At 38.3% G+C, this 16,673-nt stretch carries 6 protein-coding genes; 1 reads left to right on the top strand and 5 read right to left on the bottom strand.

What is annotated here, in order from left to right; all coding sequences use genetic code 11:
• Positions 1-4 precede the first annotated feature (4 nt).
• Entirely contained in the window at positions 5-7,021 is a 7,017-nt protein-coding gene (locus JWQ54_RS25730; RefSeq protein ID WP_299590714.1) for a type I polyketide synthase, read from the bottom strand.
• A 1,071-nt stretch (positions 7,022-8,092) separates the two neighbouring features.
• Here JWQ54_RS25730 and JWQ54_RS25735 point away from each other — a divergent pair.
• Positions 8,093-8,818 carry a response regulator transcription factor gene (locus JWQ54_RS25735; protein WP_299590716.1) on the top strand — a complete coding sequence of 242 codons (726 nt, stop codon included), beginning with the start codon at positions 8,093-8,095 and terminating at the stop codon, positions 8,816-8,818.
• Between the two features lie 42 nt (positions 8,819-8,860).
• On the opposite strand, the gene JWQ54_RS25740 is transcribed toward JWQ54_RS25735, so the two are convergent.
• From JWQ54_RS25740 to JWQ54_RS25755, 4 genes are all read right to left on the bottom strand, one after another.
• Complete coding sequence (locus JWQ54_RS25740) at positions 8,861-12,889, bottom strand: cache domain-containing protein (RefSeq protein ID WP_299590718.1); 4,029 nt, start codon at positions 12,887-12,889, stop codon at positions 8,861-8,863.
• A gap of 20 nt (positions 12,890-12,909) precedes the next feature.
• Positions 12,910-14,214, bottom strand: a complete 1,305-nt coding sequence (locus tag JWQ54_RS25745) for a patatin-like phospholipase family protein (protein WP_299590719.1) — start codon at positions 14,212-14,214, stop codon at positions 12,910-12,912.
• 374 nt (positions 14,215-14,588) lie between these two features.
• The gene (locus JWQ54_RS25750) at positions 14,589-15,392 is read right to left on the bottom strand and encodes an N-acetylmuramoyl-L-alanine amidase (protein ID WP_299590720.1); all 804 of its coding nucleotides are present in this window, start codon (positions 15,390-15,392) and stop codon (positions 14,589-14,591) included.
• 1 nt (position 15,393) lies between these two features.
• On the bottom strand, positions 15,394-16,623 hold the full coding sequence (locus JWQ54_RS25755) for a hypothetical protein (RefSeq protein WP_299590721.1): 1,230 nt from the start codon (positions 16,621-16,623) through the stop codon (positions 15,394-15,396).
• Positions 16,624-16,673 lie beyond the last annotated feature (50 nt).

The following is a 16,673-nucleotide window of genomic DNA, read 5'->3' on the forward strand; positions in this document are numbered from 1 at the left end:
AATACTACCAATTATCGCCGGCCATAATGAGCACCTGGCTCTCTTGTCCGTACTTTAGTTCATTTAAAAATGTTTCCCGGCCCTCCTTTAAGGGTATAAGTGTTATCCCGCGGCGCTCATATTCTTTTTCAAGCGCAGCTGATACCATTCCCGCTCCTTTCCATGGGCCCCAGTTTATTGATATTACCTTGCCTGTTATTTTCTTTTTCAATGCCCAGGCATACCTGTCAAGCACACTATTTGCGGCAGCGTAATCTGTTTGACCCCTATTACCATAAACCGACGCAATGCTTGAAAACAGTATAACGAACTGTGTATCGGGCAGTAACTGCTCTGCAAGCGCGCGCAGCGGTATAACTTTTGTGTCAAAAACGCGCTCAAATGATTCTGATGTTTTGCTGTGAAACAGTTTATCTTCCAATAACCCCGCTCCATGTATCACACCATCAATGCGGCCATACTGCTTGTAAACATTTTTAATAAACGTGCTAAAACCATCCGCATTACGCAGATCAAGCGACTCATATATTACTGTTGATCCGCTTTCTTCGAGCATGGCAATAGTAGATGCAATTTGGTTCTTTTTATGGATTCTTGCCGTTTCCTTTTCCAGCTCCGCAGGTTTTTTAATGTCTCCTTGTTTAACTAAAAAATTACGGATTTCATCTTTAGTTTGCAGTAATGCAGCCGGGTCCTGTTTTTCTGCATTGGAATAGGCAGAGCGGCCTACAAGGATATAAGTACAAGGATAATCCTTGGCTAAATGAGTGATCAACTCTGAAGTAATACCCTGTGCGCCACCAAGCACAAGTACTACCGAATTTTTATCCAGCTTAATATGTGATTCTTCTAAGCCGGCTATAAGTTGGGAAGGAACCAACTCCATAACCTGCCTTTTATGATCGTGGTAAATAACTTCTGAATGCTTATCCGGATTTAATATTTCATTTAAAGTAATCTCTGCCACTTCATCTTCAGACATTTGGGTTTGCAGACTCACAATCCTGCATTTAGTATATTCATACTCTTTATCCAGGCTTTTGAAAAAGCCCGGATAACCCTGGTAATGCCTTAACTGAGTAATGTCTGTATATTCTTTAAGATGAAGCCTGGTATCTGATACAAGGTAAACCCATTTCACCTCTCCAAAATCCAACTTTTTGATGGTTGAAAAATGATCAATGATTCCTTCTCTTTTTTGCGTAGCAAACATATTCAGGATAATGAGACCCTGGTAACCCTGAAGGGGATCACCGGCAGCTACTACATCCACAATAGCTCCATGTTTTTCAAATAATTTTTTAATCCTGAGGGCCTGAACCCCACCATCATCGGTTATAGCAAAACGCTGCCCACTGATAATGGTAGTTTCAGTTTTATGTAAAGCCGAAGGCTTAAGCTCAAAACGCATCCTTGAAAGTTTTTCGCTGAATGAATTGCCAGTCGCCCTGTTTTCAATAATCTTTTTAGCTTCAGTAACTATCGCGGCCCCTTCTGTTTCAATTTCTGAGATCCAGCTAACTAAACCATTGAGTGTTTTTATTGCAGCAAGCTTTTCCATATCGCCATCTTCCTGATCCTGGTTTTTACCAAAACCGATCTTTAACTTCAGTTCACCAATAATCTCCACCCTCTTGATAGAATCAATGCTAAGATCAGCTTCAAGGTCAAGGTCCATCCCCAGCATTTCCTGCGGATATCCAGTTTTTTCACTCACAACTGATAAAATAGCCGCTTTCAGTTCAACCGCTGAAAATTTTTGTTGATCTATTTTCACTTCCACATCTATATTAACAGCTGTTATATTTGTCGCAGCAGGCGAGGCATTGTCGTTGATCCATTTAACCAAACCGTTAAGTGTTTTAATACCCGCCAACTGCTCCATTATGGTATCTTCATTTTTATCTCCATGATTAAAACCTCCCAATTCAGTGCGTAAAGTGCCTATAATTTCTACCCGTTTGATAGAATCAATGCTCAGATCAGCCTCAAGATCCATTTCCATGCCAAGCATTTCCTGTGGATACCCGGTTTTATCACTTACAATTTGCAACAACACCTGCATCACATCTTTCGCCCGCACAGATTGGGAAACAGGCTTTAACTCTGGTTTGGTTATTGTTGGATGTTCAACCTGTATTGGATGTTGTATTATAGCATGCTGCGGCGTAGAATAGGATACAGTATGACCAACTGCTGGATTTTGCCCAAGGAAAGATAACATCACATCGCGCTGTGCCTGTATCATCAGCTTCATGCTATTCAAATATTCCTGCATCATCAGCTCAGAAGCCGAATTAGCAAATTGCGGATTTTCCATTCGTGTTTCTTTATTTTTGATTTTTATAGGTTTAGTTATTGGCGCTGCTCCATTTGATGGCAACTTGCCAGTTGCCGGTATAGCATGCTGGCCGTTAACATACCAAACAGCCGCACTTTTTTTATATAGCTCCGGCTCATCAAGGTTTAACAGCCTGGCATCCCGGCCTTCAAATAATTTTTCTATATGAATGTCACGGCCGGTAGCGATATAAGTAGCCAGCGTACATAACAAATGCGTCAATTTATTTTGCCCGCTATCTTCGGCAAATAATAAAATCTCGTCCTTACCGAGGCAAGCTTTAGCTAAGCCGGTTAGTACCTTACCCGGGCCAACCTCAATAAAGATCCTGGCGCCAGCGGCATACATTTGCTGTACCTCTGTTACAAATTTTACAGGCTTTATTAAATGATCAGTTAACCTTTCTTTTATTTTATCAGCCTTAACAGGGTATTCAGCAGCTGTGGTATTTGACCATACCGGCAATTGCAGGTCATTAAATTCAATATCTGCAAGTACATTTTGATACAAGCCTTTAGATTTAGCTAACAGCGGACTGTGAAAAGCACAGGCAACTTCCAGTTTTCTGAATGATACTTTTGCTGTTTTAAGCACCTCTGTTAAGTTTTGTATGGCTGGTGTAGTACCGGCAAGTACACACTGTAATGGTGAATTATAATTTACTGCATATATATCTTTTAGGCCTGATACTACCTTTAATAACTCATCCAGAGGTGCATTTACCGCAACCATGGCTCCGGCATCGCCGCCCTCTACAGCATCCAAAATAGATTTTGCCCGTTCGGCGCTTAATCTCACCAATTGATCTTCGGCAAATGCCCCGGCAAAACACAATGCCGGCAATTCTCCGTAACTATGTCCTGCAACCATATCAGGTTCAATGCCCAGCGATCTTAAAAAGTTGGCAATGGCCAGGTCAACAATACCCAATAAGGGCTGTGCCATACGGGTATCTTTAATATTTTCCTTTTGGGCCTTTATTAATCCGGCATCAAATGCAGCATTAGGGAAAAGCACTTTCTCCAACTGAGGATGCTGTTTTAATAAATTGCGCATGACCGGGAATATCACAAAAAGATCACGGGCCATATTGATGCGCTGGCTGCCTTGTCCGGGAAACATAAATGCAACCTTTCCTACTTGTTTTTTTACAATATAGGTGTCTTTGCTTTCAATACCCGATAAGGCAAGTTCAACCTTCATCATCAGGTCGTCGGCATTATCGGCAACAATGCTTAACTGAACAGGCTTTGCATCGGTTGTAGCCAAACTAAAAGCTATATCCTTTAAATCAATATTATCATTTATCTCCAAAAGCGTTTTAACTGAATTTAACCGCGCTTTTGCTTCTTCATAAGTGTCACCTTTGAAAACAAAAAGCTCCGACGGCCATGATTTTATCGTTGGCCTTTGATCCGATACCAAATTTGCGCTTTCAATTACCGCATGAAAATTAGTACCGCCAAAGCCAAAGGCGCTTATGCCTGCATAACGCTTGTCGTCCATCCATAAACCGGCTTCAGTATGAAAACTAAAAGGACTGGTTTGTGCGTTATAATAACTGTTTGGATTTTTTAGATGTATGGTTGGCGGCTTAATGCCATGATAAACCGACAGAGATGCCTTGATAAGCCCGGCCAAACCTGCAGCGCATTTGGTATGCCCTATTTGTGTTTTTACCGAACCAAGATGCGTTTGACCGGCAATTGCACCCGATTGGTTAAGCATATCGGTTAATGCACTCAGTTCTGTTTTGTCACCAACCACCGTTCCGGTTCCATGTGCCTCAACCAGCCCGATAACTGAGGGGGTGATTCCGGCCTGACCGTAAGCACGTTCCAAAGCACTTACCTGCCCGTTTTTACGCGGCGCTGTTAAACCTAAACTTTTGCCATCGCTTGAGCCGCCAATCCCTTTAATTACAGCATAAACAGTATTGCCGTCCTTTATGGCATCTTCGTGTCTTTTTAACACAACCATAGCAATACCTTCACCTAAAGCAATGCCATCCGCTTCAGCATCAAAAGTGGCACATCTGCCTTTACGTGACAGGGCATGCGTGCTCGAAAACATAAGGTAATCATTAATACCATTATGGAGATCGGCCCCTCCGGCAAGCACCATATCAGATTTTTCCAGGAACAGCTCCTGGCAAGCCAGATCAACCGCCGCTAGTGATGATGCACACGCAGCATCAACGGTAAAATTACGCCCGCCAAAGTTCATCCTGTTAGTGATACGGCCAGAGATGACGTTGGCTAAAATACCCGGGAAAGAATCCTCGGTCATTTTAGGCAAAGCATCATCTATTTCAGGCGGCATATCGCCCAAAACCTGCTTAAAGAAACACCTGAAGCCATAACTATTTGCCAGGTCATTACCCCCTTCGGCACCAATAATTACTGAAACGTTTTCCGGATTAAACCCACCATTGGCATATCCGGCATTTTCCATGGCTTGTCTTGCTACCATAAGGGTAAGCAGTTGGGTTGGCTCAATGGCTGCCAGTGATTGAGGGGGGATACCAAATTCAAGCGGATCAAAATCTATCTTCGGAATAAACCCACCCCATTTAGAATGCGACATATCCCCGGCTGCGGATTCAGGGTTATAATATAAATCTTTATTCCATCGTTCATCAGGCACTTCGGTAACGCAATCTTTTCCTAATATTATATTACGCCAGTATTCTTCTATATTTTTTGCGCCGGGGAAAATACAGGCCATCCCCACGATAGCTACATCCAGAGATTTTGCCGAAGACTGAGGCAAAGCCGGCATCGTTGCATTTAAAATATGTTTATAATTATCCCCGGCCACATCTTTGTGTAATTCCAGCAATGAAACTACTTTGTTATGCATGGAAGCCACCTGGCCAATCATATACATTCCCAGGTTAAGCTGTTCTGCTTCATCAATAGTCACTAATTTATCCCCCCTGCGTTCAATGCCTTTTGCTGCAATACGTAAGCGGCCAACATTAAGGGTTTCAAGTTTTTCCCAGATTTCCTTTTTGTCGATACCCGCCTGTTTTAATTTTTCCTTTTCTTCATTAAAAAAATCAGCAAACGGGGAGTTCAAACACCTTGTTTCATGTCCCGGCGCGGTTTCAAGCAAAATAGTATCAGTGGCCTGCATAGCCTGTTCCTGAAATTTATTCTGGATAGCACCGGTAGTAACGGCTTCTTTAGTATACAAATATGCCGTTCCCATAAGCACCCCTAATTTTACCCCTTTAGCTGCCAATGGTGCGGCCATAACGGCTATGAAAGCTGCAGAAAAGGAATCATGAATACCACCCGCAAAAAATACACTTATCAGCTCCGGCTGATCTTCCTTTAGCAGGCGTTCTATTTGTTTTTCCCAAAGCACCATGCTGGATAAAGGGCCTACATGCCCTCCGCATTCACGGCCTTCAAAAACAAACCTTTTAGCGCCTTCCTTTAAAAACATATCCAATAAGGATACCGAGGGTACGTGCAAAAATGTTTTTATGCCTGCCTTTTCAAGTGGCTTTGCTTGCGAAGGTCTTCCGCCTGCAATTAAAACCACCGGTGGTTTGGCTTCCAGAATATACTTCATCTGTTCATCACGCAATTCCTGCGGTGCAAAGCCAAGTACGCCAACTCCCCAGGTTTTTTCACCGGCAAGCAATTTGGTTTCGGCAATAAGTTCTTTAGCACGCGCCCCTTTTAATAGGGATAATGCAATAAAAGACAATGCACCTGCCTCTGAAACCGCATTAGCGAATGTTGCAACATCACTTACCCTCGTCATTGGGCCCTGCGCTATAGGATAAGTAATATTGAGATCTTTTGCCAATGCATTACCAGGACTAATCACATTTATTGACTTTGCCTGGTTCAAATGCCCGTACATAGCTTCTTTAATACCAAAAACAAGCCTGCTTATTTTTTTATAACGATCAACGAGATCAGTAGCAAGGGCAATATCCTGCCCAATAGGGATATAACTTTTTTCCGGATCAAGATCAATAAAATATTGTTTAAGGTGTTTATAAGATATATTGTGAGGAAGTGCCGGCGAATTTGGACGAACCAAAACACGGCAATTATCAATCAGCTTTGTTTCAGTGCCGCTAAGTTTAGCGCAAACATCTTTGAATGATTTAGGGGCAGAGCATTCCGGGAACAAGGCCAACTGACTGTCAAGTACAATACCTGCAGCTCCCTGGGCAGATAATGCCGCTGCCGTATGTATGCCAACACCGCCCTGTACCCAAACAGGTATATCACCAATTTCTTTTATGATGCGTTGAAATAAAATAAAGGAAGATTCATAACCAACCATCCCGGCACCTTCATTTCCTTTTACAATAAGCCCATCGGCTGCTTCCTCTTTTGCCAACTTTGCCGATTCAAGATCAAAAACCTGGTAAATGATCTTGATATTGCCTCCAGACTTAAACTTTGTACCATAAGGGATAATGATTGTACTAACCTGGCGGGGAAGCTTAATATCGGCAAGATCTGCATTAGGGAAACAAACTCCAAAATCGTTTATATCGCTTTGCGCCAGTTTTTCAAGAGCCTGATCAGCTGCAGGTCTGTTATGCCCTAAATTCAACACCGGAAAAGCTCCGGCTTTTTTTAATTCGTGTATAAGTGACAGGTCTGGTTTTTCAAACGGAGAGATTCCAATTACTAGATGTTTTTTCATGGTTTGAGGTTAAAAAGTAAAATGTATTAATGTACCGGCAAACAAAATGTTCTAATAATTAATTGTCTTATAAAGCAATAATTAAATGCTTTATAATTCAAGAAACATTAGTCCTAAATTAATACCTTTTTTTCATTTTTTATTAACTATTGATAAAAAATTAATAAAAAAAGTGAGAAAACATTCTTAATAACATAAAATTAACATTACAATCACTTTCGAATTATTATTAACCATAAAGAAAAAAGAAGAATAATAACGGTACAATACTCCAAAAACAAATAAAATAATAAAATAAATACTCCTATACTTAACCAATAGTTAGTGGCAAATATTTTTCTGAATAACCATTAGTTAATAATATAGTGACAATTAAATAAATTTCAACATACTTTAATTTTTATAAAAAGAGTCATTCTTTAACTTTTAAGGCAGATATTTCCACCTCAAATCTTCAATAAGTTGGTTTGACGAGGTCATATCGGGCGTTTTTTTCATAAAAAAATCTGCACTTTCTTCGTAACAGAATGAATAATGAATAAAATTTGATAAAACTGAAAAACCGAAATATTGGAAATTGGTTACAATTCAAACTCCTAAATTTCAAGTCGCAAAAAAGACTTTCAATAAAAGCCGGGTAGCTTTTTTATCAGGTTAATGCTCATAAAATGGTCGCCATTCGCTGATAACATTTATAACTTAAGTCAAAAACTTATTTCATTTATTTAACCAAAGGACTGATCGATGGGGAAGTGCTTTTTCTTCCCGGATGAATATAAGATCAACCGGGAAGAAAATGCAATAAGGACGCTTCCGAATTACCTTTCAAAATTATTTTATGAAATAAGGTTGCGTTTTATAGAAAGTTGTTCTGTTACTGCTCAAGAACTTTAAAAAAAATATGATCTCAATGGGCAATAAAGCTAAAATTAAAGTGTGAACTTGTTTACAATCTCATTCACATCAGTATAATTATTAACATTATTAAAGATATTTGTAATAATTTTGATACATACTTAAATATCATTAGCCACCCGCTAATATTTTAATTTTTATTCAAATCAAGCTTCTATGAGTTTTAGATCATTAAAATATTCATCGAATAGTATTGATTGCCAGGTAGCATTATTTGATTTGAGCAGTAAAATCAACAACAAAGATGTTGATATTGAGGATATTGGCGATTATATCCCAGGCAGTGTTATGGTTCAGGACCTGGATGAAATGACGAACCTATACATGAACAGCAACGGATGCGAGGTGCTCAGACATAGTAAAGAAGAGTTAAATAGTTTAGGCCCGGCATATTTTGATTTGTTTTTTCCGCCGGAAGAAATTACTTCTTTAAAACCAGAAATAACAAAATTTCTTCAACTTGACGACCCAACCAGGACATATTCATTTTTTCAAAGGGTGAGGCCAAATAAAAATACCGAATATAAATGGTATTTAAGTAATGTAAGGCTTTACAAACCTTCTGCCTTAGATAGTGGGCTTAAGCTGATGAATGTTGCCATAGAAGTTGATAATATATGCTGTGCAGCAAAAAAAATCAACTCTATCTGTGAACAGAACGAATTTGTTCAGAAAAACTATTTTAAATTCATGTTACTAACCAAACGTGAAAAAGAAATAATTAAGCTGATTGCCAATGGTTACAATAGTCGTTATATTTCTGACTTGTTATTTATTTCGTTACACACTGTTAATAATCACAGAAAAAATATTTTAAATAAGCTAAACATTAAAAGCTTAATTGATCTGATTAAATTTGCTGCTGCCTATAGCATTGTATAATAAAAATATACTAGCAATTTCCTTTTACTTATTTACTTCTGCCTATCCGGTTTTCTGACTATTGCTGTCAAACAGATTGATAAATTTAAGTACGGCCGGTAACGCCGCTGTAAGAACACCGACATAAGTAATTACCGTTGAATAGGTTTCTTGCTGAGATGCAAAAAGAAACGCCAAAACCGCAACTATCAAAATCATAAGTGGTGTTTTTAATTTATTCCAATTGCCATTATCTTTTATTTGTTTCCTTATCATCATTGCTTCAGATGTTCCAATGGCCGTGAGAATAAAATTCCTAAATCCTTTATTAAAGAGGTGCAAAACTCCGTTTTTCCTAATTATTAATCCTTTGCTAACCAGCATGGTCAGGTTATAGTCGTCGTATGAATTTACAAGACTATCCTCTGCCAGATCATACAATAGAAATTTTTCTTCTTTTGTTAATGATTGCCAGATATACATATAAAAATAATGAGCGGTAACCTGCATTTTAAAAGCAAGCGAGTCCCCATCAAGACGGTCAGGTTTATCAGCATCCAATTTTTCAAGCATTTGAACTAAAGGATCCTGCATTTTATTTAAAAAATGAGTATTGCTGGTTTCCATTAATAATGTCTTTTCCCAAAGTTTTAAATCCTCGGATATAACACTATTGCCCGAACTAAGAACTTCTATAACTATTTTAAAGTGCCCTAATAAAACATGCCATCTTTCCAGATCATGTTCCGGCTTTCTTATATTATCTGCCTGGTATATTGTTTGTTCATTAAGTGACTCCAAAAAATTAACCGGGTGTACCGTAGATATTATAAATATTTTACTCCTGTTTTTTTGCAGTAAACCTTCTAAAAAATTCAGCTTTATCAGGTTTGTCAAAGGGTTTTGTATATCATACTCAAAGTGGTTAACTATAATGAGCGAAAAATCTCCATTTAAAGCTAATTGTTTTACATCATCCCAATCCTTACTAGTCTTTACATCCTCTTCATTATCAGGAATAAGTATCATATCTACTATTAAAACAGTACCTGCTGTATTATTCTGCTCATTTAATGTGACTATATTACCATCCTTTCCTATAATCTTTTTGTTGGATATAAGCTTCTTTACTTTTTCCAGTTTTCCTGAGCCGGGTGAACCAATAATAAAAAGTAATGAATTTAACTTGGGATGTGTTAGCAAAAGCTGATCAATCTCTTGCCATCCAGCTTCGTTTGGAAGATTCAACGCAAATAATTTACGAATTATGAGGTGAAGTATCCGCCAAAAAACAAATAGTGCTGTAATAAAAATAAGCCAATAAATTATACCGTAGTTGTTAAGCGGGAATAACCGTGGCAGTATATAGTTAAAGTTAAAAGAAGAAAGTTTTAGATATTTACCTGATGGCAACGTATAAAAAGTGTACCCGGGTTTGGCATCAAATAATCTATTAAAAAACAATGAACTTCCCGGGCGATTATTATAAAACTCATTAACAGCGGTTTTATCAAATATATCGTAACTAATGTTGTTAAATAACCAGATAGTTTTTACTTCCGCAACAGACGACGGTTGTATTTTAGGAATCTTAGATTCAATACTCATTGTCTTTATCCAAACGCCATCATTATAAATATTCGTGCGTTTAAATAAGGATACACTATCCGGTAAGGGTGCTTTTTTAAGAACATCCTGAATAAATAGAGCATGTCTGTACCTGGATGTTAACCTTTCCTGAAAATTATATGATGAAGTATAAAATAACGCAACAGGTATACCACTTGTAATAATAAGACGGGTAAATATCATTAGCGAATAGCTGGTGCTGAAATCCCAAAAATCACCGGGTAATTTTTCTTTTAATTGCCTAAGGTATCTGAATAATTTAATGGCAACTTTTAACAATGTCCATGATAAGACAAGCAGCAGCATCTCGAAAAAGAAAAACAATAAAAATTGTTCCTGTATCATAATCACTGCAATAAAGTTTATAAACCCTATGGTGAGCAGAAGGGCTATATTTCCCTTTTTCTTTTCGCTGTATCTTTGAGGCTCAAACTTTTTATATATTTTGGAATAAAGAATATTTAAAAATAAGGTAACAGCCATAGCCGAGAACAGCAGAATAAAAAGGAATTGCAGAAAACTTGTGAATTTGTAAAATATAATGAGGAGCAGAATGTTTATAACATTTAAAACAATTGCTAAGTTATATTGATGGTGAAAACGTGAATCGGGCCGTACCCATGAAATATCAAAGTACTGTTTTTCAAAAAATGACTGCTTACGGCAAACCACAAAAATCAACAGTAACTGTATGATCAGGATAAGAAAAAAACCGGTTAGCATGTAAAAACTAAAAGAGAAAATTTTAATATCCCTCATACTTTTAAAAGTGCCATCTTCAAATATTACTACATAATAAGGTAGAAATTGAACAGGTTTAGCATAAAAATTATAGTTTTTGCCTGAATATTTAGCCTCAAAAAAATCACTTCCCTGGCTTATAATTAATCTATTTAATTTTTGTTCTGCTGATATTTCATTCAGTAAGTTTTCATTTAGGTTTTTTGTTGTGTCTGAATGATAAAGTACCTTGCCCTGGGCATTTATTATACAATAGAACAAACCTTTGGGAAAAACAGGCTGATTTAAACATTTCAGGTTAAAAGTAATAGCAGCCACAGCAACATCCTTATTTACAGAAGGCATGGATAACACAGATGTAAATTTACCATTGGTCCATGATATTATCTGATCTGCATAATATGGCTTATCTAATTTATTATTTAAGAAATATGGTTTATTATCAACTATATGTTTGAAATAATTTCGTCGCCCAAAATCCCCTGGTGGTGCATTATCAAACGAGGAAGACCAATTATTAACCTCCAACCCATTACTTCTTACCCAATAAACCTTATTTATATCCAACACAGAAAAAATCGAATCTATTGTTTTATTATAAGTGGTGTTTACGCTTACATTATTTGAATCAGTTTTTGCGGCATGGCTTTTACCCAGGTTTTTCAGATCAAATGCAAGCTTTGCCTTGTTCCTGATGTCATCAAGTTTATGTAGCTGTTGATATGTATCATTAAGTTCGGCGGTAAAGTTTTTTTCAATTTTGTCAGCAAGATTTTTTTTTACTTCTTCTGAATGGCTCATAAACGGCCTGAAAAGTATATTGTATTTAAAAAAAGCAAAGAATAGCAGTGACATTAGTAGCATTGATACAGCAAATGAAAACATTCCATCCATTACGGTAAGCCTGTCCTGGTTGCCCATTTGATATAACTTGATCCAGGGCAATGCCAGTATAACAGCCATTGCCGATATTAAAAGCAGTAATACTATATTTTCAGGTAATTTCGTCCGCTCATAGGCATAATTACTGTTGGTTACCAAACCCGTTATTGTTAATGCAGAATCTTCGTTCAAACTCAGCTGCTGTGCGAAAAGTTTATATTCAATTCCGCTCATTTTTATACTTTTTACCTGATTTTTTAAAAAAGCGCTTTTTTCAGTTTTTAAAGAGTCGGCAGTTATTGCCGTTATTCCGCTGGGAAAACTTTGATATATAATTTTACCATCTTTAAGTAAAATGTATTCATCAAATATTTCACGTATAAGCAATTGATCTATAAATTGATTAATACTGTATTTGAGCCCCACCTGGTATTTTCCTTTTCTGAGGTAAATAATTAGTTCCTTTTTATTAAGATTTATATTACTGGCGCTATCTGAAAGGGCGCCATTGTTTTTACCGGGCACAACATGTTCAACGGGAAGCAATATGAAATTTTGACGGGGATATTCTTTGATGTATGAATTTAATTTGCTTGAGTCATACTGTGGCAAATTCTTTTCATAAGTAACAAGCAAGGTATTTAACAGAGCTATAGAATTATTTACCTTGGCATGAATGTTATTTTCAATATTTCTCAGGCACCTAAAACGTTGTTCCTCTAAGTGTTGTTGGTTATTAGGAACATAGATAAAAAAATAAAGCCCGCCAAGGGTTAGTACAAATAACAGCGTAACCAAAACAACAACCTGATTCTTATTAAAAGAAAAAAAGTTTTTCATCACTGTCAATATTTACAATGTTAATTGCCTGCACAGCCCTGCCATCTTGCTTTAGCTTCCCGGTAAGTGGCATCGCCGAGGTGTAAGCCGCTTTCATCCCCCCTAATTAGCTGATTAGGTAAACAAATGCCTCCATTAACAATAAATTTATCACATAGCTGCTGAATTAAAGCCACCTCATCATTAGCGACTGCGTCCATATCTAAATCCATTAGTTTTATAAAGTCTTGTTGGTTATTGTGATAAACAGAGGGGGCCTCAAAAAGCAAAGTATCCGTGTTTAAGATTGGTTTTATGCAAGGATTAATGCGGACAATGCAAGCATTATTACTTAAGGATGGATCAATTATAGAGTACGCAATAAATGATGCTGAATCTGGCGGGTCTCCCAATATACTTGTTGACATCTTTTGAATGTCTGCTATAAAGGAGGAGTGATTATCAGTTAATGCAAGCTTATTATTGATATTCTTTTGATATATAGCTGCAATCCGGGGATCTGTAGAATTTTGATAATCTGCAATTATAGCCTGTCCCCCGGTACCTGTACCAAGCGATAGAATTTTATATTCGCTTAGTGGTATAGTGAGATTATTAGTTATTGCTTCAATAAGCCCCCCTAAAATCGGGTTATTAAAGCCCGAAACCGCACCATCCCAATACCAGGTCTTCCGTTTATCATTTCCGCCCAATAAACTTATATTTATTTCTGCAGGCGAATCAAAATAATTTACAGGAGCATTACTTGATGAATGAATGGCATCGCCAAGTGTTACCTGGTAAAACTTTCCGTTACTGAAAACATCGGTTCGGCTCTTCGTATTTGATCTGAAAAAACTTGCTCTTTGCTTAAAATAATCAAAGCCTACAATAACTATTTGTAAATCAGCTTTACCTATAATAGCAGGCAACTCATTTAAAGGGGTTTCAATTATTGATTTTGTAGTTTTCCCTTGTTTAATTAAACCATCGTATTTGTTAAAAACACTTTTTAGTCCGCTTAATTTTCTCTTAGTGCTGTATTTGGGACCCAGCACGCTTGTTAAACTTGTAATATTTCTTAAATTAAGTTTTTCCCAAAAGCTTAGCTTTGAAAACACCTGCTTCCGCTGGTTTTCATCCTCAAAAACAGAAATAATTTCACTTAGCAGCATATCATTGCATAGTGTTGCCAAAACAAGGCTACCCCCTGAATTAGCAATTACCAGGTCAAATTCTTTTAGCAACTGGTGCCCGCGAATATCTCCGTATAGATCTTTAAGCACTTTGGCTTGTATCATGGCCCATGAGCCACCACCGTCAAGTGAAAGTATTTTGTATGGCATAGAAATAAAGGTTTAAATTATGGTTTCAGTATGTTTTGGATGCAAGTGTTTTTAATAGGCAGATCATTAAGCATCAGTTTTCCAAATAATCCGGGCAACAATGAAATTAACTGGTAGTCAATAGCTTAAATTTAAGTTAAATTAAACCCTCAAGCAATGACTACTTATAGCTATTTATGCTAAGAGATATTTCAAGATTTGATGCAACACACTTAGTAAAAGACTGATAAACAGCTTGTTAAACACCATAGAATTACCTTTATTCCTACTCAGTTTTTTAAGTTTAACAAACGATTTAAAATGTAATAAAATAAAAATACCGGGCTGTATGTGCCCGGTATCAAAGATTGTGAATAACAAGAATTGTAGAATACTTATATCTGATCTAATATAAGCCAGGATTTGGGTCCAATTATACCATCTGGAACTAAACCATTTTTTAACTGAAAGTTCCGCACGGCAGCTTCTGTTTTAGCACCAAAATCGCCGTCCTGATCTAAACGCAGCCTTCGTTGAACCTGCTTCACCAACTCAACGTCATTATCTCCCCCCCTGCGAATGGTGGCACGGCCAGGCTTATCACCCCCTTGTGAGGGCTCTTCAGCCGGTATCAGTTTGGGTTCAGGAGCAGTTCCACTTAAAATGGATTCAACCGTTGCACGGAAAGCCACCATATCGAATCCGGGATCAGTTTTACGGCCCGGGGGCAAAGCGTACTCTTTGTGCCCGGCACACCACTCCGCCTTCTGACCTATATGTTTGAGGATTGCAGCAACACCACGATGATAAGCATCCATTTGAACTTCGGGCCAGGGAAAATCATCAGCTCCCCCCGTATTTTCAGCTTCTATACCTATAAAGTTTGTATTCCCGTTTACAATGTCGTTCCAAACACCCTTACCTGCATGAAAGCATTTGCCTGCAGCAACGATAAAATAAGTGCCATCACGACCTAAACCAAGTTGCGATAGCGGCCCTGGCAAATCTTCCCTGCCATTAATAAGGGTATGAAGGGTAGGCATATTTCCATCTTTGCCAGGTGTGGCAGTATGGTGACAGATGACGCCAAAAATCCTGCCCACGTCACCATGGCCGCGATCTTCCCAACCCGGGCACAAAGACACTTTTAAGCCAGCCTCCTTTAATACATTGGGCAGCCATATTAATGAATTTGGCATGTCATTTAACGCCTCCCTGCGTTATTGGCAAATCTTCGTCAATAGTTTTTATTACAGTCTCTACATCACAACCATCAATTGCTGTATCATCATCACCTACACTGGGTGTTTGTCCCGGCGAAATAGCTGCCACAAGATTGCTGACTGCCTTTATGCCTTCTTCTGCAACTGCCGGAACCGGGATAGCTTGAACCGGAATAGCCTGAACAATACTTGCCGGGCTCTCTACTGCCTGTAGTATTTTATCTACTGAGGGAACTTGCCGGTCTTCTGAAGATTCCTCCTGGCTTTTTTCATGCGGCTTAACTGTTGAGCGTATAACCATTACTTTGTTAAGCATGTCAAACCAGAACGGGGCTCCCAGGGAAGACGCCAATGCGGTGAACAACCAGCCCAGTATGCCTCCAAAAAATATTCCAATAATACCTCCAAAACTAAGCGGTTCTTTTAGTTCAGGCCAGCCAATTGGCAAACCCAGGTTATTCAGCTCGGCTTTGGCACTGTTATAATTTCCGTTGGTAACCGATAAGCTATCTTTGCTAAAAGCCTCGGCTCTCCTTACTATTAACTCACGCGCGGTTTGATTCTTTGTCAGATAATCAGCTATGGTTAATGTATTTATATTTAAACCGATAGCCATTGCCAGGGATATTGCAAATATGATGATCTGAGTTGACCGTTTGTACCACCCGGAGACCCTGTCCATGCCACTATTAAACCAATCTTCAATGCGTGCCTGTACTTTGTTAAGATCACCCTGGGCTGTATCAATGGCACTCAACAATAATCTCTGTACCTGTGGGTTTCCCAGGTTGGCCACATTTATCCGCATTGCTTCAAGCGAAATAACAGGCGAATTAGCATCGCTGTTCACTTCGTCCGTCATCGGGCCGCGGGCTGCGATATCCATAAGTGCCTGGGCAAAGTTCCTTGAGGGGATATATGAAGGCAAATTGCCGCCTTTGGCAAATAAAGATGGAGCTCCCGTGTTTTTTCCAGGTTTGTAAGCATCTATAAAAAGACCAAAAATAAGGGGATGATTATAGATATTTTTCGCCAGGCCGGTTCCTCCTGTATCCGCCAGCAATTGTCTTATACCATGTTCAAGGTAAGCGGCCCTGGTTTTTAACCATCCTTCTATTCCTTCGCGGACAGCAGTACATATAATACTAACCAATATAAATACAAAGATGACGCCGGTGGCCACTTCAAGAATGTTTGATCCAAACATATCATTTATGGTTTAAATACGTGAATTTATAAGGGAATCTTGTTATTTGA

Source organism: Mucilaginibacter sp., assembly GCF_028288225.1.
GTDB lineage: Bacteria > Bacteroidota > Bacteroidia > Sphingobacteriales > Sphingobacteriaceae > Mucilaginibacter.